This window comes from Flavobacterium sp. GT3R68 (assembly GCF_007109225.1).
Taxonomy (GTDB): Bacteria; Bacteroidota; Bacteroidia; order Flavobacteriales; family Flavobacteriaceae; genus Flavobacterium.
Window position 1 is genome coordinate 201,112 of record NZ_VJZK01000003.1, and the last position, 18,154, is coordinate 219,265.

Sequence of the window (18,154 nt, forward strand, 5' to 3'; positions counted from 1 at the left end):
ATAAATTTATTTTTTAATGAATTTATCGTGATAATTTTTTCCTTCTATAACTACCTTTAAAAAATAAATTCCCTTTTGCAGTTCTTGTACATTTATTTTACTACCATTTCCATTTTGCTGTAATACTTTTTTACCTGAAAGATCAGTTACAATGATTCCATCAATTGATTTATTGGTGTCATTTTGAATATAAAGCATTTGCGTTGTAGGGTTCGGATACAGATAAAAAGGCTTGTTTGCAACCATCTCTTCTCCTCCTAACATACCACAACTGATATTTGTTGGGATGTTTTTATCAATATTTGCGCCATCACCTAATTGTCCTTCTCCATTATAGCCCCAAGTCCATAGGCTACCATTCGTTTTCAATGCAATGGTATGTAGAATTCCTGCATGGACAGATAGCCAATTTGTATCAGTCCCTATTTGTATAGGTGAATTTATAGAAGTATTGTTTCCATTACCTAATTGTCCCAAAAAATTGTTGCCCCAAGCCCATAAGGTTCCATTGATTTTTTTTGCGATTGTATGGCGCTGGCCACCAGCAATCAATTCCCAATCTGTCGATATCCCTATTTGTGTTGGGATATTTTTATTTATGTAAGTTCCGTCACCTAATTGTCCCTTATTATTATATCCCCAAGCCCATAATGTTCCATCTGTTTTTATTCCTACTGTATGATATAAACCGGTGCTAATAGATTCCCAATTCATTTCAGTTCCTATTTGTATTGGAGAAGATTTGCTAATATTAGTTCCGTCACCTAATTCACCATAACCATTCGTCCCCCATGCCCACAAGGTTCCATCTGTCTTTTTTGCCATAGTAAAACTATGCCCTGCATAAATAGATTGCCAATTTGTTTCCGCTCCTATTTGTACTGGAGTATTTTTACTAATTGTAGTTCCATCACCTAATTCCCCTGAAGCATTAGCCCCCCAGGCCCAAAGAGTACCATCAGTTTTTATTGCAATAGTATGCCAAATTCCACCAACAACATATTCCCAATTTGTACCTGTTCCAATTTGTATTGGTGTGTTTTTACTAATATTTGTACCGTCACCTAACGCTCCAACCGCATTATCCCCCCAAGCCCATAGCGTTCCATCATTTTTTATAGCAATTGTATGGTTACCACCAGCTATAACAGATTGCCAATCGGAATTAGTGCCGATTTGTGTTGGCGTATTTTTACTAATGTTTGTACTATCACCTAATGCACCATCATAATTATAACCCCAAGCCCATAAACTTCCATCAGTTTTGATTGCCATCGTATGATCTTTTGTGGAAATTGATTGCCAACATTGCGCATTCATTTGAGAAGTTAATGCGACTATTACTATTATAAATATTTTTTTCATTTAATTTTTTAGGCAAATTGGGTTGAATTTCCTGCAAAAATAAATGATTAATATTATTAACCTAATTGTAATCTTACAAACTAATAATTATTAAAAAATCATAACCACTCAATCAATGAAACTCCAACACCAACAGTAGTTTGTCTGTTGTTGTAGTCAATTAATGTTTCGCCAAAACCGTGGGATATCAGCAAATAACCTTTCAAATTATTCTTTATTGGATATGACCAGGAGAATGAAGCATTTCCTTTCGATTTGGTATTAAAAATTAAATTATGACTGCCTATAAACGAAAGGATGTTTCCGTTTTTGGTATAAATTACATTCACATCGCCATGTCCGACATATTTCGAAATATCAGGATTATCATCTTTTTCGGCTGACATTCGAATCCATGGCCTAATATAAACGCTCCAGTTTTTGCGTTCAAATCCGGCATGAAAAATAACCCTGTTCCAACTTCGTGAAAAAGGCTCACTTTTTCCATTGGATTCATGATTGAATGCGACACCAGCCATTCGGGCTTTAAAACCTAATAGCTTAAATTTGATTGGAAAATTAAGGATAACTTCCGGTTCATAATTAACCTCTCTAAATGGACGTGACAACTTGGTATTATAGATTTGCCAATGCGATATTTGAGTATAGGCAACCCATAAATCGGCATGGCCCCACAAAAAACTTTGCAGTATCTTGGTTTTAAAACTCAATTGAAATTTAGTCTCAATATTATCATAATCCATTCCTGGGGGAGCTATATAAGTAGGATCTATATTTCCGGAATGGGGTTGTTCATTAGGATGACTTGTCCATCTCCCGGGTAAAATATATATCGGTTTATAAGGTGTAACTAAAAATGTTCCTCTGACCGCTGTGGTATCCAATTCCCATCGTTCTGTCATATTCCGGAGTTGCGTTTTATTGTTGAACAATGCCTGAACCTGCGCACTTGCAGTTAATGAATAAACCAGTAACAGAAACACCGTAAATTTTGTTCGGAGCAAACCCATAAATAGCTGAATATTTGGCAAATGTATCCCAAGATCTGATGTAATGAATTATAGAATTTACAGGGATGCTTACATAATTAGCACATTTTAATTCTTTAATGGGTATTCCATTTGGATTCTAAGCTGTAAATTGTTTTATTTGATAATAATAACAATCAATCTAAATAATGAAAACCTATTCGATTCAGCAAATTAATGACATCCTTCAAGGAGAAATTGTAGGTAATACCACTGAAAACATAACAGCTCCTGAACAACTTGAGGCTGCCGGCAATACAGAAATATCATTCATCGGAAACAAAAAATACGAGAAGTTATGGGAAAATTCTAAGGCATGTGCGGCAATAGTGAACGAAGATATCGCCATTGAACCGGGAGAAAATAAAGCGTTCATAAAAGTTAAAAACGCCGATTTGGCCATGTCTCAGGTGCTGGAACTTTTTGCCCCGCCTGCTCCATTGTTTGCCGTTGATATTCACCCGGCCGCATTTGTTGATGCCACGGCCATAATCGGAAACGGAACACGAATTGGTGCCGGAAGTTATATCGGACCGGATGTGCAGTTAGGAGATAATGTCACCATTTATCCAAATGTGACCATTCTTGACGAATGTACCATTGGCAATAATACCATTCTTTGGCCCGGTGCAGTAGTGCGCGAGCGTTGCCATATTGGTAATGACTGTATCTTACATCCCAATTCTACAATTGGAGCCGATGGTTTCGGATTCCGTCCGGACCCACAGAGAGGTTTGGTAAAAATTCCGCAAATAGGGAATGTTATCCTCGGAAATGGTGTTGAGATTGGAGCCAACTCTAGTGTAGACAGAGGAAAATTTAGTTCTACGGTTTTGGGTGATGGCTGTAAAATTGATAATTTAGTTCAAATTGGGCATAACAGTAAATTAGGGAAATTCTGTATTATGGCAGGTCACAGTGGATTGGCAGGTTCCGTAACTTTAGGGAATGGTGTTATCATTGGCGGAAGCGCATCAATAAAAGACCACCTTACTATTGGTGATGGTGCTATTGTAGGAGCAGGTTCGGGTGTAGCATCAGATGTTCCTGCACAAAAGACCGTGTTAGGTTATCCGGCAGTTGATGCCAGAGAAGCATTGAAGCAATGGGCGATTTTAAAAAGAATGGCCAAAAATTAAATATTCAAACTAATAAAAAAGCCTTCATAATATGAAGGCTTTTTTTTAGGCTATAAAAATATACTTAGGAAATAATATATCAATGCTGCTAATAGTGCCGAAATCGGAATAGTAAGTACCCATGCCCATACCAGGCTTACGGTAACACCCCAACGAACTGCTGAGACTCTTTTTGTTACACCTACCCCAATGATAGATCCAGTGATTGTATGTGTCGTTGATACGGGGATTTTAAAATGTTCTGTGATAAATAATGTCAATGCACCCGCAGATTCAGCAACAACTCCTTCAAAAGCGGTTACCTTAGTAATTTTGGACCCCATGGTTTTCACAATTTTCCAACCGCCGCTCAATGTTCCGATAGCAATCGCAGAATAACAGGCTAACGGAATCCATCCTGGCATTACTCCTTCTATTTTTACACCGTCTTTATCCGAAGGCAAAACAACATGTAGCCATTCCGGTAAAGTATCAACAGTAATACCGCTAGTATGGATATACACTGCTACTGCAGCGGCAATAATACCCATTACTTTTTGCGAATCATTACCACCATGTCCTAAACTAAAAGAGGCTGAAGATAATAATTGCATTTTTCTTAAAATTGCTTCTGATTGTGTGGTTGAGAAATAACTGAACAATAAGTTGAAAATAGCAATACTGTAGAAAATTATCGCAACCAATAGCCATTTTATATTGGATGGCTCACAAATTACAGAAAGAAAATGACTGTCAAATCGAGGTTTCTTGATATCTTCATAACCAACAAGAACGGTAGATAGGAACCATAACACGATCAACATTAAGACAACAGTAAAGATTTTAGGATATATATTCTTTTTAGAGGAATACATTAGCCACAGCGAGATGAAATAAGAGATTAGCATCCCTAATAATGGAGCAAAAACAATAAATGCAATTACCACTAAAATACCACTTGGCAACAATTCGCCTTCTTTGGTTGCTTTGTACCAGTTCACAATTTTGAATCCGTAATGATCAGGATCGGTTACCGCACCCGAGAATCCGTGTGCAATCGCAGCTCCTGCAAAACCACCAATTAAGGTATGCGAAGACGATGATGGTATTCCTCTCCACCAGGTAAGTAAATTCCAAATTATCGCGGCAACAACACCGGCTAAAATAACAACTAGGTTGATACTGTCAGTTTTTGCCGTTTTTGCTACGGTATCAGCAACACCAAAACCAAATACCCAATAGGCCAAAAAGTTAAAGAATGCTGCCCAAAGTACCGCCTGAAAAGGACTCAATACCTTGGTTGCCACAATGGTAGCAATCGAGTTTGCAGCGTCGTGGAAGCCATTTATATAATCAAATATTAAGGCCAATACTATAATTACTATAAGTAGAATCATAATTTATTTCTGATAACAGCGATTACGAATGTTTAACTGAAATTTGTTCTAAAACGCTTGCAGCACTTTTACATTTGTCGGTTGCTGATTCCAAAACAGAAAGTACTTCTTTGTACTTGATAATGTTTTTAGCGTCCGTTTCGTTTTCAAATAATTCAGCTACAGCCTTATCATATACATTATCCGATTTGTTTTCCAGTTTATTGATTCGGGCACAAGCGTCAGTAATGTTTTTGATATTTTTAAAGTTTCTCAATTCTCTAACGGCAACGTCAATATTCTGACAGGCTTCAAGATTGATTTCTGTCAGTTTACGGATGGACTTGGTAATCTTATCCACATGATACAATTTCATTCTGCTGGCAGCACCATACAGGTTTCCGGCAACATTATCAATAGATGTGATTAGGGAATGAATATCCTCTCTGTCAAAAGGAGTAATGAAATTTCTGCTCAATTCAAGATTCGTCTGATGGGTAATCTCTTCAATACGCGCCTCAAGATCTTCAATTTTTTTATAATACTCTTCTCTTTCACTTTTAGGAGCATTCACAGCTTCATGCAACGTTTGTGCTAACAAAATCAAACTGGAAGACGCTTGTTCAAATAAAGGAAAGAACTTTTTATCTTTCGGAACCAAAAATTGGAAAATATTGTTTAATGACATAATTAGTGTTTTTTTAAGCGGTGCAAATGTATTGTTTTAATGTTAAGCCAATATTAAATTATCATCAAATCGAGGTTTTCAATCAACTTCAAATTGAATCAGAAATTTACAAATACGAGGATACTTTTTTATTTAAATCGTTTTTGTAATTTAGCGCACCTAAAATTAGTATTTACATATTTACACATAGCCACACAACATGGATTTAAACTTCAATAAAAACGAAGACCACAATAGACTTTTATTATCCGATCTAAAACAAAAGTTTGCCAAAGTAAAATTAGGTGGAGGCGAAAAACGCATCGCTAAATTACATTCTGAAGGTAAAATGACCGCTCGCGAGCGTATCGATTATCTTTTGGACGCTGATGCTAATAGCATTGAAATTGGAGCGTTTGTCGGAAAAGGAATGTATGCTGAACATGGAGGCTGTCCTTCTGGTGGTGTTATTGTGAAAATGGGTTATGTAAAAGGGAAACAATGTATCGTAGTAGCCAACGATGCTACCGTGAAAGCTGGTGCGTGGTTTCCGATTACAGCAAAAAAGAATCTTCGGGCACAGGAAATCGCCATGGAAAACCGCTTGCCAATCATTTATTTGGTAGACAGCGCCGGAGTTTATTTGCCTTTGCAGGATGAAATTTTCCCTGACAAGGAACACTTTGGACGCATATTCAGAAACAATGCCATCATGTCCAGCATGGGAATTACCCAAATTGCGGCGGTTATGGGAAGTTGTGTCGCCGGGGGTGCCTACCTTCCAATTATGAGTGATGAAGCACTGATCGTAAATAAAACCGGAAGTATTTTCCTTGCCGGAAGTTATTTGGTGAAAGCAGCTATTGGTGAAAGCATCGATAATGAAACATTAGGCGGAGCAACTACTCATTGTGAAATTTCAGGTGTAACTGATTACAAGGCTAAAGATGATAAAGATGCTTTGGATAAAATAAAAAATATAGTTGATAAGATTGGTGATTTTGATAAAGCCGGATATAGCCGAATTAAGGCTGAAAAACCTGCTTTAAATGAAATGGATATTTATGGGATTCTGCCAAAAGCACGAAATGAGCAGTATGACATGATGGAAATCATCAATCGTCTGGTAGATAATTCGGAATTTGAAGCTTATAAAGATGGTTACGGTCAATCGCTAATCACCGGTTATGCAAGAATTGACGGTTGGGCTGTCGGAATTATTGCCAATCAAAGAAAAGTTGTAAAAACAAAGAACGGCGAAATGCAGTTCGGTGGTGTAATTTATTCTGATTCGGCCGATAAAGCCACCCGTTTTATTGCCAATTGTAACCAAAAGAAAATCCCGTTGGTTTTCGTTCAGGATGTTACCGGTTTTATGGTCGGAAGCAAATCGGAACATGGCGGAATCATTAAGGATGGTGCCAAAATGGTAAATGCCGTATCTAACTCTGTTGTTCCAAAATTCACTGTAATAGTAGGAAACTCGTATGGTGCCGGAAATTATGCCATGTGTGGAAAAGCATTTGATCCGCGATTGATTTTTGCATGGCCAAGTGCGGAACTTGCGGTTATGGGTGGAACTCAGGCAGCAAAAGTATTGGCACAAATTGAAGCTTCTTCATTAAAAGGAAAAGGGGAAGTTGTGGATGAGGCTAAAGAAAAAGAGCTGTTTGACAAAGTAAAAGCCCGTTATGATGCGCAGGTTTCTCCATATTATGCAGCTGCTCATTTATGGACTGATGCCATTATTGATCCATTGGACACCAGAACCTGGATTTCAATGGGGATAGAAGCGGCTAACCACTCGCCTATTGAAAAAAAATTCAATCTGGGTGTGATTCAGGTTTAAATCCATTATGAAAGTAACAAAAGTGAAAAGCTAACAACTAATAATATATTCTAAAGGTGTAATTATGAAAAATATAATTCTTTATTTATTGTTTGCATTTGGTATCCAGCAACTTTCAGCACAGGAAACTTTTACCCGAAAAGACAGTCTTCAAGGTGGTTTACGAATTGAGAGAACCAGTTTTGACGTGCTGCATTATGACTTAAATATCAAAATCAATATTGTCGAAAAATCCATTGCAGGCTATAATGAGATTCGTTTTAAAACAATTGACAATACAAATACAATCCAATTGGATTTATTTGACAACATGCAGGTTGACAGTATCGTTTACAATTCGAAAAAACTTCAATATAAAAGAGATTTTAATGCTGTTTTTATCAATTTTGAAAACTCACTTATCAAAAATTCTGAACACCAGCTTCGTTTTTATTATTCTGGAAAGCCTCTGGTTGCAAAGCATGCACCTTGGGACGGTGGTTTTGTATGGCAAAAAGATTTAAATGGAAAAGACTGGGTAGGCGTTGCTGTTCAAGGAACAGGAGCGAGTTTGTGGTATCCGGTAAAAGATTCACAATCTGATGAACCTGATTTTGGTGCAAGCATAAAAGTAGCGGTCCCCAATGGTTTGATGAATATTTCCAACGGACGGTTTATGGGCAGTACCGACTTAAAAAATGGTTACACCCGTTGGGATTGGGAAGTTAAGAATCCTATTAACACGTATGATATAACTTTGAATATCGGCGATTATGTTCACTTTGGTGAAAACTACAAAGGATTGGATTTGGATTATTACGTTTTACGCGAAAATTTAGAGAAAGCTAAAATCCAGTTTGAACAAGTAAAACCAATGATGGATTGCTTTCAATCTAAATTTGGAGAATATCCATTTAAAAATGACGGTTATAAATTGGTTGAAACCCATTATTTAGGTATGGAGCATCAAAGTGCTGTTGCTTACGGGAATAAATACCAAAATGGATATTTAGGAAACGATTTATCAGGAACAGGTGTTGGGCTTTTATTCGATTTCATAATCATACACGAAAGTGGCCATGAATGGTTTGGCAATAGTATTACTAGTAAAGATATTGCCGATATGTGGATTCACGAAGGATTTACACAATATACCGAAAGTGTTTTTGTTGAATGCCAATACGGTTATGAAAAAGGGCAAATTTACATCAATGGATTGCAAGAAAATGTACGAAATGACAAACCAATTATTGGTAAATACGGCGTAAATAAAGAAGGTTCGGGCGATATGTATCCAAAAGGAGCACTAATGTTAAATACCTTGCGCCATGTAGTTAATGATGATGCTAAATGGTGGAATATAATTTTAAAATATTCTGAAACCTTTCGTCATCAAATTATTGATACCGAAATGGTAATTGCTTTTTTTAGTCGAGAAACAGGGATGAACCTTACTACTATTTTTAATCAATATTTAAAATATGAAGGCATACCTCTTCTTGATCTTAAACGCAATAAAGATGTGTTAGAATATAAATGGAGAACGGATGTCACCGATTTTAATATGCCGATTGATATAAAATTAAAGGGGAAAACAATTCGTCTGCACCCAACAAATAATTGGATAAAATCGAAATATAAAATTAAGGACTTTTCAGAAGTTGAAGTATTAAAAAATAATTTTTTCATTAATGTAATAGAAAATTAAAAATAAAATATTTTCATATATAACTAATTTATAGTATCTTAGAGTTGAATTTTAAACTTAACTGTTATGGATACTAGTGTAAAAGGTTTGAATAAATGGGCAAATGCACATACCTATTATTCATTAGATATTTTAAGAGTTGTACTTGGTGTTTTTCTTCTTATAAAAGGAGCTGCATTTATAACGCATAGTAGGGATTTTGAGGATATAATAGCGCCATTCAGTAATTTTTTAGGTGGAATGTTTGTATTTCACTATATCGCTTCGGCCCATATCATGGGAGGAATGTTGATTGCAATGGGATTGCTTACAAGATGGTGTATAATTGCCCAACTTCCGATTCTTATTGGAGCTGTGGCCATTAACTTCATAGGCGAAATGAACGCTCAGAATCTTATATTATCAGTATTAGCACTAGGAGTTTCTATTTTTTTCTTATTCTATGGTAGTGGTAAACATTCTGTAGATTATTATTTTAAGATGGAGAAATAAAATAGAAACAACTAAAGAAACGCCCTAATATATAATGTATTAGGGCGTTTTTGATTTTTAAGACAGTTTGAGTGTTTCCTTTCGCATAACCTTCCCACTCGCGGTTTCCTTAAATTTTGGAACGTACCTAATTTCTTTTGGTTTTTCATATTTGTCCAGAACCTCCAGAATAGTGGAATCAATAGTTTCAGCTTCACCCTCAACGACCAAAATTAATTTTTCGCCCAAAGTTTCATCCGGAATTCCAATTGCGAAAAAACGTTGCAAAATGTTTCCCGACAGCTTTTCTTCGATATGCTCCGGAATCAATTTTACGCCGCCACTATTGATCACATTATCAATTCTTCCCAATAAAAGGAAGTGATTTTCGGATACCAGTTCCACCAAATCATTGGTAATAATTTTCTCTTCTGAAATCCTCGACGCACTAATCACCAAGCATCCTCTTTCGTCCTGCGAAATTTTTACATCTGGTAAAACCAAAAAGGCCTTATCCTCTATTTTTTTTGCCGCCATATGTGTAATGGTTTCCGTCATTCCGTAGGTTTCATAAACCAGCGTATCTAATTTCAATAATTCATTTCGCAATGTTTCATTTATTTTTGCTCCGCCAATGATGACTTTTTTTATATTTTCCAGTTCCGGTAAAGAATTCTGTACCTGTAACGGAAGCATAGCTGCAAAATCGTACTCTTTTATATTATTATCCAAGGGCGTTGAACTTGGTGGCACGAAATCCATTTCCAGTCCCAATATGAGCCCGCGGACAAACATCATTTTACCGGCAATATATTTTACGGGCAAACAATGCAGTGCCGTATCGCCTACTGTAATATCAAAAAAGTCCCCAGTTGCCAACGCCGAATTGACCATTGCCTGTTTGTTGATTTGCATCTGTTTAGGCGTCCCGGTGGTTCCGGAAGTAGTGACTTCTATGAATGATTTTTCATCAAACCACTCCAGAATGAATTCACCCAAATCTTTTTCATAGTCATTTCCATCTCTAATAAAATCAATAGCATTCTGAGACAAATCTAAAGCGTCAAGATGCAATCCGTTCCATTTAAAACGGTTGTGAACATTCTTATATGTTGGATTATTCATGCTCTTCAGTTTTATTAGTTGGAAGTGGAATTACTTTTCCGGTTAATTTTTCCTTCCAATTGGTCCATTTGTATTTTTTTGCCATAATAAATAAGATGATCGGGTATGTAATTGCAATGGATGCAAGCATCTCATTCAACATATCAGCAGTATTTTCAATTCCGGTATATTTAAAAACAGCATCAGTCTGTAAAGCAGAAAAATCTGAAGTAATCAGTAATGCCGCCATCAGGTTATTTCCCAAATGAAATCCCAAGGCCAATTCGAGGCTTTCATCCATCAGAGTCATGATGCCCAGCAATAGTCCTGTTCCGATATAAAATGCCATTACGCCATATCCCATTTCGGCGACTTCAGGATTCGCACTATGAAATAATCCAAATATTATAGAAGTTGACAGTAATGGAAACCATCTGTTTTTGGCAATAATTCCAATTTGCTGCATCAGATACCCTCTGAATAAATACTCCTCGAAACCGATTTGGAGCGGGAACAAAATGATACTAATCATAAAAAGAATGGTGAATTTCAGCGGGTCAAAATTCCACACTATGGCAGAATGGTCCATGTAATATGAAATCCCGAAGGTACCCAAAGTCAATACCACGATTAAGGCAAAAGCGAAAAACATTCTCCCATAATTCACTTTAGCTCTGGAAGTTGTCAGTGATTTAACGCTTCTTTGATGCAATAAATAAACTAGTAAAAACAATATCCCTAATAGAAATGCAAACGGCAGCAGATTGATTATCAAAGACAAATTTTTAGGAATTCCCTTCATCAGATCATACGCCGCCTTCATTTGTTCTTTGGACATCAGGAAAAACATGACGAAATTCATAATGAAAATTCCGGTAGTGATTAATGTCGTAATTAAAACCCGCCACCACTCATTATTTCCTTTGTAAGCTTGTGCTATAAACATTTTTCATTTTTTTTAATTAATTCAAACGAGTTATGAAGATCCTCATTTGTTTGGCCTAATTTACTTAAATTTTAAATTTTATCGGTTACTTTGCGTAAAAATTAAAATCATTCTTCATGATACAGGTTTATCATAATTCACGTTGTTCAAAATCCCGGGAATGTTTGGCTTTTATAGAAGACAGCGGGCAGGAATTTGAAGTCATCAAATATCTCGAAGATACACCCACTTATGACGAATTAAAAACCGTTATTGAAAAACTTGGAATTAACCCCATTGAGTTGGTGCGCCAAAAGGAAAAGGTATGGATTGATAATTTTAAAGGCAAAGAAATGTCTGATAAAGAAATCATACATGCTATGATTTCCAATCCAATTCTTATCGAAAGACCAATTGTTATCAACGGAGATAAAGCCATCATTGCCCGCCCGATAGAAAAAGCAGCAACATTTATTTAGAATAAGTATGCAGATGTTTTAACAAAGCTTTGTGAATGGGCTCTTAAACCATAGAGTAATTTTGCGGTCTTAAATTGAAATCAATTTTGACCGTATGAAATCATTAAAATCTGCAATAACGCTTGTATTACTTTGCACTGCTTTTTTAAGCTTTTCCCAAGGAAGACCCACAGCTAAAAAAATAAAAATTACAGGAAAAGTAGTAGAGAATGTGAGCAAGCAACCTCTTGAATACGCTACCATCACTTTTCTCAATCCAAAAAATCCAAAAGCGGTTGCCGGAGGTATCACCAATGCAAAAGGTGAATTTGATATTGAAATCAATGCAGGAACCTATGACATCGTAATTGAATTTATTTCTTTTAAAGTATCCCAAATGAAAGGTAAAAAACTGGCTGAAGATACTAATTTAGGGCAAATCGGATTAGAAGAAGATTTAACGCAGTTAAATGAAGTTGTAGTCCGTGCCGAGAAAACTACAGTTGAGATAAAATTAGATAAAAAAGTTTACAACGTCGGTACCGATTTATTGGTTAAAGGTGGTACAGTGAGTGACGTATTGGACAATATCCCTTCAGTTGCTGTGGATGCAGACGGAACAGTAAGCCTTAGAGGAAATGAAAACGTCCGAATCCTTATCGACGGAAAGCCTTCCAATGCGATCAATATTGCTGAAGCGCTTCGTCAGATTCCTGCCGATGCCATTGAAAAAGTAGAACTGGTAACCAATCCATCCGCCAGATATGATTCTGAAGGCGGTGGCGGACTTTTAAATATCATCCTTAAAAAAGGAAAAAATCAGGGAATCAACGGAACCATTATTGCTTCTGCCGGAAATCCTGAAAGTTATGGTCTTTCCACTAATCTAAATTTCAAATCTGAACAGTTTAACTTATTTACCAATATTGGCTATAATTACAGAACTAATCCTGGAAATTCCCTGACCAATACGGAATACCTGAATGAAGATGGGAGTATACAAGGTTACACGGATGAACGCAGACACAATGAAAGAGTAAGCAAAGGATACAATTCTAGTTTTGGAATGGACTGGTTTCTGGACAAAACAACGACTTGGACAAACTCTGTAAGTTTCAGAAAAAATAAAGGTGAAAATCCAGATACCGTAAATTATTTCCGTTATGATGAAAACCATCAGTTTGAATCAACAGATTCCCGTTTTAATGACCAGATCAGTAAAAGCACGAATTTTGAATATGCTAGTAATCTGACCAAAAAATTTAAAAAAGACGGACACAAATTAACAGTTGATGCTTCATTTGCACAAAACCGTGACAATGACAGTTCTGTTATCACCAGCGATATTTTTGAACAGACCAGTAATGCCCAAAAGCAAAACAGGAATATGATCCAGACGGACTATGTTTTTCCATTTGGTAAAGCAAGCCAATTTGAAATGGGTTATAAAGGGGATTTCAATAAATTGGTAACCAATTATAAAGTTGGCGAAATTGAGAATGGTCTTTATGCGCCCAACAATCAATTCACTAATATTTTAGAATACAAAGAACAGGTTAACGCATTATACACCCAGTACGGGACAAAGATTGATAAATTCTCATTTTTATTTGGATTGCGTTGGGAAGATTCCAAAATCGACATCAACCAATTGGCTACGAATGATTACAATACTAAAAAATACAACAGCTTCTTCCCTAGCGCATTCTTCACATATGAAATCTCAAATCAAAGCAGCGCTTCTTTGAGCTATAGCCGAAGAATCTCAAGACCAAGAGGAAGACAGATCAATCCATTTTCTAACTATTCCAGTAACATCAATATCTTCCAGGGTAATCCGAATTTGAATCCTGCCTTTACGGATGCAATTGATATCGGATATTTAAAAAGATGGAGTAAACTGACTTTCAATACATCTTTATATGTTAACAAGACAACAGATTCTTTTCAGATGATCAGAAGGGAGAATGGTGATTTTGTTATAACTGTAGTTGATGAAGCAGATACAATAGACCCAAACACGGGTAGTCCAATAATCAATGGTGGTGAAGACATTAAAACACCTGTAATTTTGAGTACACCTATTAACCTTGCTACCGAATACCGTTTAGGATTTGAGTTTACGCTAAATTATTCTCCATTCAAATGGTGGAAATTAAACAGTAACTTCAATTTCTTCAGAAACGAAACACAAGGGGATTATACCTATACCAACTCACAGAATGTGATTGTAAGTCAGAATTTTGACAATACCGCCTATTCTTGGTTTACTCGCATAACCTCGAAAGTTACTTTACCATACAAAATCGACTGGCAGACGAATGCTACCTACAACGGGGCGCAAAAAAATGCACAAGGGCGTAGTTTAGGAAATCTGAGCGCCAACTTAGGATTGAGTAAAGATGTCCTTAAAGACAAAGGAACCATTGCCCTTAACGTTCAGGATGTTTTCAATTCCAGAAAAAGAATTTTCGAAACGTCTATTCCGGGAGTTTTGAATTCCTATAGCGAAATGCAGTGGCGTGTTCGACAAATCAACCTTTCGTTTACTTATAGATTCAATAAGCAAAAAGGCGAAAAGGAAAAGCAACCGAAAAGAGAAAATGATAATGGTGAAGAATTCCAAGGATAAAAAAAAAGGACTCGTGAAAACGGGTCCTTTTTTTATGCTGTCAATCAGATTAAACTGATTGCTCTTTCTTTGCTTTTCTAACTTTATATTTTTCCCATAAAGCTCCGCCAATCCAATATTGAACGAAACCTACTAAGAAAAACATTAACCAGAATCCAATAGTAAGAATGGTTAAGAAAAGTAAAAAGCCTAGATACTGTGAAAATTCAAACATGTTTTCCGGAATTTTGAATGTAGCCACAAATGTATGTTTATTATTTTTCCTCAGCAATAAAAAACCAAATCAATTTTCATAAAATAGTATTTATCCGTATTTTTGAGCTCAGTTTTCAGGAGCTGTTCCCGCTATCCGTTTCAATCCACGCAAAAATGCGTGGGATTTCCACTTTTATCGGGGCTATGCACCAATGTAGGCACCAGAAAACTTAAGTAAATAATTAAAATAAGCACACAACCTAATGCAAACAGACGAAGTAAACACGCAAATAAAAAACAAAATGGAATACAGAATAGAGAAAGATACCATGGGTGAAGTGCAGGTTCCTGCCGATAAATACTGGGGTGCACAAACAGAACGTTCAAGAAACAATTTCAAAATAGGTCCATCCGCATCGATGCCAAAAGAAATCATCGAAGGATTTGCTTACTTAAAGAAAGCAGCCGCATTTGCCAATTGTGACTTAGGCGTTTTACCTATTGAAAAAAGAGACGCCATCGGGGCCGTTTGCGACGAAATACTAGCCGGTAAACTGGACGACCAATTTCCATTGGTAATCTGGCAGACGGGTTCGGGAACACAAAGCAACATGAACGTCAACGAAGTGGTAGCCAACCGTGCTCAGGTTTTGGCCGGAAATAAAATCGGAGAAGGCGAACAATTTATCAAAGCCAATGATGATGTGAATAAATCACAATCTTCTAACGACACCTACCCTACCGGTATGCACATTGCAGCCTACAAAGCGGTAGTTGAAGTAACTATTCCTGGTGTTGAAAAATTAAGAGATACCCTATACGCGAAAGCAACTGAATTCAATAATGTTGTTAAAATTGGCCGTACCCACTTAATGGATGCAACTCCGCTAACATTAGGACAGGAAATCTCAGGTTATGTGGCGCAATTGAACTACGGTTTAAAAGCGGTTAAAAACACTTTGGCTCACTTGTCAGAAGTGGCTTTAGGCGGAACAGCGGTTGGAACCGGATTGAACACTCCGGAAGGATATGATGTAAAAGTGGCGGAATATATCGCAAAATTCACCGGCCATCCATTCGTAACCGCTGAAAATAAATTTGAAGCTTTGGCTGCTCACGATGCTATCGTTGAATCGCATGGTGCTTTGAAACAATTAGCCGTTTCCTTGAATAAAATTGCAAACGATGTTCGCATGCTGGCTTCCGGACCACGTTCAGGAATTGGGGAAATCCTTATTCCGGAAAACGAACCGGGTTCTTCCATCATGCCAGGAAAAGTGAATCCAACGCAATGTGAAGCCTTGACAATGGTTTGCGCCCAGGTTATGGGTAATGACGTTGCGATTTCCATTGGCGGAATGCAGGGACATTACGAATTGAACGTATTCAAACCTTTAATGGCGGCCAACTTCCTGCAATCAGCCCGCTTATTGGGTGATGCCTGTCTTTCTTTTGATGAGCATTGTGCGCAGGGAATTGAACCAAATTACAAGCGTATCGAAGAATTGGTAAACAACTCACTAATGTTGGTTACTGCTTTAAATACCAAAATCGGATATTACAAAGCTGCCGAAATTGCTCAGACCGCTCACAAAAACGGAACTACTCTGAAAGAAGAATCAGTACGTTTAGGCTATGTTTCAGCGGAAGATTTCGACTCTTGGGTAAAACCGGAAGAAATGGTGGGAAGCCTGAAATAATTCATTTTCTATCAGAATTTCAAAATACAAAACCTGCAGCTTATTTGTTTGCAGGTTTTTTTATTTATAAATTTAAAAAGGAAGACTAATAATCAGTAAATTAGACATCGCATTCTATGTGCCAAATTTATGATAGCAATTTTAAAGAAACTCTTATTAGGAAATATAACGGTTGATGAACCTGAATTCAATCCCATTGAGAAACGGATTCAGAACATTCAGGCGATTTGGAACAATGACCATCAGGACGATAATGGGATAGAGAAAATTTTGCGGATGTTTCTTTCTTCTTCCCTTTTTCTTTTCCCCGGACTTTACATCAAATATCTGGCGAGTAAAATAGGACATGAATACAAGGATTTAACGCTGGATGTTTATGTTTTGCTGAAAGTTACGTTTCCCCTGTTGATTTTAATCAATCATTGGCAAAATAACACATGGGTCATTTGGATTATGGTCTATGTGCTTTTGGAAACCGTTTTGTATATCCCGACCCTAATATTTGCCTCTGATATGTTTTCGAGACCGCGTTCCTATAAAAGATCGGTACTGTTACTTTTCATCAATTATTTGGAAATAATATTTGCGTTTGCCGTTTTATATTCCTGCGGAAACTATCTGAACAAACCTTTCGATCATTGGTTTGACGCCATTTATTTTAGCCTGATTACGTTATCATCCATCGGTTATGGCGATTTTTATCCTGTCACCACATTTGGGAAAGTACTAGCCAGCACACAGGCGTTGATGTTCTTATTCTTTGTAGTCTTATTTATAAATTTCTTTTCGACCAAAATAAAAAACAAGGGCTATTTTGATCATAAGAAAGAAAAGTAATCATAACATTTTTCTAGCCTTTTCTAAATCTTCAGGAGTATCAATTCCAATACCCACATGTGAAGTTTCAACCATTTTAATTCTTTTTCCGTACTCCAGATAACGCAATTGCTCCAGTTTTTCGGACGCTTCCAATGATTTCATCGGCAGACTGTAAAAATCTAATAACGCCTGTTTTCTAAAAGCATAAATCCCGATGTGCTGCATATAAAGCACTCCTACATTTTCTTCTCTCGGATAGGGAATCATCGAACGGGAAAAATAAAGCGCAAAATTATTCTGGTCCACGACCACCTTTACATTGTTTGGGTTTTTGATATCATCAGGGTTGGTAATTTGACGCATCAGCGAAGCCAAATCCACTTGCTGATTTGTATCATTTCTGAAAACTTCCAATACTTTTTCCAACGGCTCTTTATTAATAAAAGGCTCATCCCCCTGCACATTTACTACAACATCGACATCAAGATTTTCAATCGCCTCTGCAATTCGGTCACTTCCCGATTCATGTTCCTTGATACTCATTATCGCTTTTCCGCCCTGCGACACAATTTCGTCGTAAATCAAATCCGAATCGGTCACCACAAATACGTCATCAAACAAATTGGTCTGTACTGCGGCATCATAGGTTCTGGAAATAACTGTTTTACCTCCCAAATCCTGCATTAATTTGGCCGGAAATCTGGTAGATGCGTATCGCGCGGGAATGACTGCTATTATTTTCATACTTTATAAAATCTGA

16 protein-coding genes are annotated in these 18,154 nt (G+C 36.9%); 8 read left to right on the forward strand and 8 right to left on the reverse strand.

Annotation, left to right across the window (positions count from 1 at the left end):
• Positions 1 to 6: 6 nt before the first annotated feature.
• Both FNW07_RS07380 and FNW07_RS07385 read right to left on the reverse strand, forming a co-directional pair.
• The gene (locus tag FNW07_RS07380) at positions 7 to 1,365 is read right to left on the reverse strand and encodes a T9SS type A sorting domain-containing protein (RefSeq protein ID WP_126742853.1); all 1,359 of its coding nucleotides are present in this window, start codon (positions 1,363 to 1,365) and stop codon (positions 7 to 9) included.
• Between the two features lie 98 nt (positions 1,366 to 1,463).
• Complete coding sequence (locus FNW07_RS07385) at positions 1,464 to 2,375, reverse strand: phospholipase A (protein ID WP_126742854.1); 912 nt, start codon at positions 2,373 to 2,375, stop codon at positions 1,464 to 1,466.
• 167 nt (positions 2,376 to 2,542) lie between these two features.
• Between FNW07_RS07385 and lpxD the strand changes: the two genes are divergently transcribed.
• Positions 2,543 to 3,532, forward strand: a complete 990-nt coding sequence (gene lpxD, locus FNW07_RS07390; protein ID WP_126742855.1) for a UDP-3-O-(3-hydroxymyristoyl)glucosamine N-acyltransferase — start codon at positions 2,543 to 2,545, stop codon at positions 3,530 to 3,532.
• Positions 3,533 to 3,582: 50 nt separating this feature from the next.
• Here the strand turns inward: lpxD and FNW07_RS07395 are convergent, their stop codons facing one another.
• Both FNW07_RS07395 and FNW07_RS07400 read right to left on the reverse strand, forming a co-directional pair.
• On the reverse strand, positions 3,583 to 4,908 hold the full coding sequence (locus FNW07_RS07395; protein ID WP_126742856.1) for an inorganic phosphate transporter: 1,326 nt from the start codon (positions 4,906 to 4,908) through the stop codon (positions 3,583 to 3,585).
• A gap of 22 nt (positions 4,909 to 4,930) precedes the next feature.
• The gene (locus tag FNW07_RS07400) at positions 4,931 to 5,575 is read right to left on the reverse strand and encodes a DUF47 domain-containing protein (RefSeq protein WP_126742857.1); all 645 of its coding nucleotides are present in this window, start codon (positions 5,573 to 5,575) and stop codon (positions 4,931 to 4,933) included.
• Between the two features lie 199 nt (positions 5,576 to 5,774).
• On the opposite strand from FNW07_RS07400, the gene FNW07_RS07405 reads away from it, so the two are divergent.
• The 3 genes from FNW07_RS07405 to FNW07_RS07415 all read left to right on the forward strand — a co-directional run bounded on the left by FNW07_RS07405 (position 5,775) and on the right by FNW07_RS07415 (position 9,582).
• Positions 5,775 to 7,403, forward strand: a complete 1,629-nt coding sequence (locus tag FNW07_RS07405) for an acyl-CoA carboxylase subunit beta (RefSeq protein WP_126742858.1) — start codon at positions 5,775 to 5,777, stop codon at positions 7,401 to 7,403.
• A gap of 64 nt (positions 7,404 to 7,467) precedes the next feature.
• The gene (locus FNW07_RS07410; protein WP_126742859.1) at positions 7,468 to 9,090 is read left to right on the forward strand and encodes a M1 family metallopeptidase; all 1,623 of its coding nucleotides are present in this window, start codon (positions 7,468 to 7,470) and stop codon (positions 9,088 to 9,090) included.
• Positions 9,091 to 9,156: 66 nt separating this feature from the next.
• Positions 9,157 to 9,582, forward strand: coding sequence for a DoxX family protein (locus FNW07_RS07415; RefSeq protein ID WP_126742860.1), 426 nt, complete (start codon positions 9,157 to 9,159; stop codon positions 9,580 to 9,582).
• A 57-nt stretch (positions 9,583 to 9,639) separates the two neighbouring features.
• On the opposite strand, the gene FNW07_RS07420 is transcribed toward FNW07_RS07415, so the two are convergent.
• Both FNW07_RS07420 and FNW07_RS07425 read right to left on the reverse strand, forming a co-directional pair.
• Complete coding sequence (locus FNW07_RS07420) at positions 9,640 to 10,686, reverse strand: AMP-binding protein (protein WP_126742861.1); 1,047 nt, start codon at positions 10,684 to 10,686, stop codon at positions 9,640 to 9,642.
• Entirely contained in the window at positions 10,679 to 11,611 is a 933-nt protein-coding gene (locus FNW07_RS07425) for a CPBP family intramembrane glutamic endopeptidase (protein WP_126742862.1), read from the reverse strand. The genes FNW07_RS07420 and FNW07_RS07425 overlap by 8 nt, the downstream gene beginning before the upstream one ends.
• A gap of 116 nt (positions 11,612 to 11,727) precedes the next feature.
• Between FNW07_RS07425 and arsC the strand changes: the two genes are divergently transcribed.
• Both arsC and FNW07_RS07435 read left to right on the forward strand, forming a co-directional pair.
• Positions 11,728 to 12,069 carry an arsenate reductase (glutaredoxin) gene (gene arsC / locus FNW07_RS07430; RefSeq protein WP_126742863.1) on the forward strand — a complete coding sequence of 114 codons (342 nt, stop codon included), beginning with the start codon at positions 11,728 to 11,730 and terminating at the stop codon, positions 12,067 to 12,069.
• A 94-nt stretch (positions 12,070 to 12,163) separates the two neighbouring features.
• On the forward strand, positions 12,164 to 14,680 hold the full coding sequence (locus FNW07_RS07435; protein WP_126742864.1) for an outer membrane beta-barrel family protein: 2,517 nt from the start codon (positions 12,164 to 12,166) through the stop codon (positions 14,678 to 14,680).
• Positions 14,681 to 14,729: 49 nt separating this feature from the next.
• On the opposite strand, the gene FNW07_RS07440 is transcribed toward FNW07_RS07435, so the two are convergent.
• The gene (locus FNW07_RS07440; RefSeq protein WP_185964634.1) at positions 14,730 to 14,921 is read right to left on the reverse strand and encodes a hypothetical protein; all 192 of its coding nucleotides are present in this window, start codon (positions 14,919 to 14,921) and stop codon (positions 14,730 to 14,732) included.
• Positions 14,922 to 15,177: 256 nt separating this feature from the next.
• On the opposite strand from FNW07_RS07440, the gene fumC reads away from it, so the two are divergent.
• Together fumC and FNW07_RS07450 are read left to right on the forward strand one after the other, a co-directional pair.
• On the forward strand, positions 15,178 to 16,575 hold the full coding sequence (gene fumC / locus FNW07_RS07445) for a class II fumarate hydratase (RefSeq protein ID WP_126743066.1): 1,398 nt from the start codon (positions 15,178 to 15,180) through the stop codon (positions 16,573 to 16,575).
• A gap of 129 nt (positions 16,576 to 16,704) precedes the next feature.
• A complete protein-coding gene (locus FNW07_RS07450) occupies positions 16,705 to 17,412 on the forward strand; it encodes a potassium channel family protein (protein WP_126742865.1) in 708 nt (235 codons plus the stop codon).
• Here the strand turns inward: FNW07_RS07450 and kdsB are convergent, their stop codons facing one another.
• Positions 17,413 to 18,138 carry a 3-deoxy-manno-octulosonate cytidylyltransferase gene (kdsB, locus tag FNW07_RS07455; RefSeq protein ID WP_126742866.1) on the reverse strand — a complete coding sequence of 242 codons (726 nt, stop codon included), beginning with the start codon at positions 18,136 to 18,138 and terminating at the stop codon, positions 17,413 to 17,415. It lies immediately after the preceding gene.
• Positions 18,139 to 18,154 lie beyond the last annotated feature (16 nt).

What these genes read in the sequence shown, in the direction of transcription:
- FNW07_RS07380 (WP_126742853.1), bottom strand. Translation starts at nt 1,365, where the DNA reads ATGAAAAAAATATTTATAATAGTAATAGTCGCATTAACTTCTCAAATG.
- FNW07_RS07385 (WP_126742854.1), bottom strand. Translation starts at nt 2,375, where the DNA reads ATGGGTTTGCTCCGAACAAAATTTACGGTGTTTCTGTTACTGGTTTAT.
- lpxD (WP_126742855.1), top strand. Translation starts at nt 2,543, where the DNA reads ATGAAAACCTATTCGATTCAGCAAATTAATGACATCCTTCAAGGAGAA.
- FNW07_RS07395 (WP_126742856.1), bottom strand. Translation starts at nt 4,908, where the DNA reads ATGATTCTACTTATAGTAATTATAGTATTGGCCTTAATATTTGATTAT.
- FNW07_RS07400 (WP_126742857.1), bottom strand. Translation starts at nt 5,575, where the DNA reads ATGTCATTAAACAATATTTTCCAATTTTTGGTTCCGAAAGATAAAAAG.
- FNW07_RS07405 (WP_126742858.1), top strand. Translation starts at nt 5,775, where the DNA reads ATGGATTTAAACTTCAATAAAAACGAAGACCACAATAGACTTTTATTA.
- FNW07_RS07410 (WP_126742859.1), top strand. Translation starts at nt 7,468, where the DNA reads ATGAAAAATATAATTCTTTATTTATTGTTTGCATTTGGTATCCAGCAA.
- FNW07_RS07415 (WP_126742860.1), top strand. Translation starts at nt 9,157, where the DNA reads ATGGATACTAGTGTAAAAGGTTTGAATAAATGGGCAAATGCACATACC.
- FNW07_RS07420 (WP_126742861.1), bottom strand. Translation starts at nt 10,686, where the DNA reads ATGAATAATCCAACATATAAGAATGTTCACAACCGTTTTAAATGGAAC.
- FNW07_RS07425 (WP_126742862.1), bottom strand. Translation starts at nt 11,611, where the DNA reads ATGTTTATAGCACAAGCTTACAAAGGAAATAATGAGTGGTGGCGGGTT.
- arsC (WP_126742863.1), top strand. Translation starts at nt 11,728, where the DNA reads ATGATACAGGTTTATCATAATTCACGTTGTTCAAAATCCCGGGAATGT.
- FNW07_RS07435 (WP_126742864.1), top strand. Translation starts at nt 12,164, where the DNA reads ATGAAATCATTAAAATCTGCAATAACGCTTGTATTACTTTGCACTGCT.
- fumC (WP_126743066.1), top strand. Translation starts at nt 15,178, where the DNA reads ATGGAATACAGAATAGAGAAAGATACCATGGGTGAAGTGCAGGTTCCT.
- FNW07_RS07450 (WP_126742865.1), top strand. Translation starts at nt 16,705, where the DNA reads ATGATAGCAATTTTAAAGAAACTCTTATTAGGAAATATAACGGTTGAT.
- kdsB (WP_126742866.1), bottom strand. Translation starts at nt 18,138, where the DNA reads ATGAAAATAATAGCAGTCATTCCCGCGCGATACGCATCTACCAGATTT.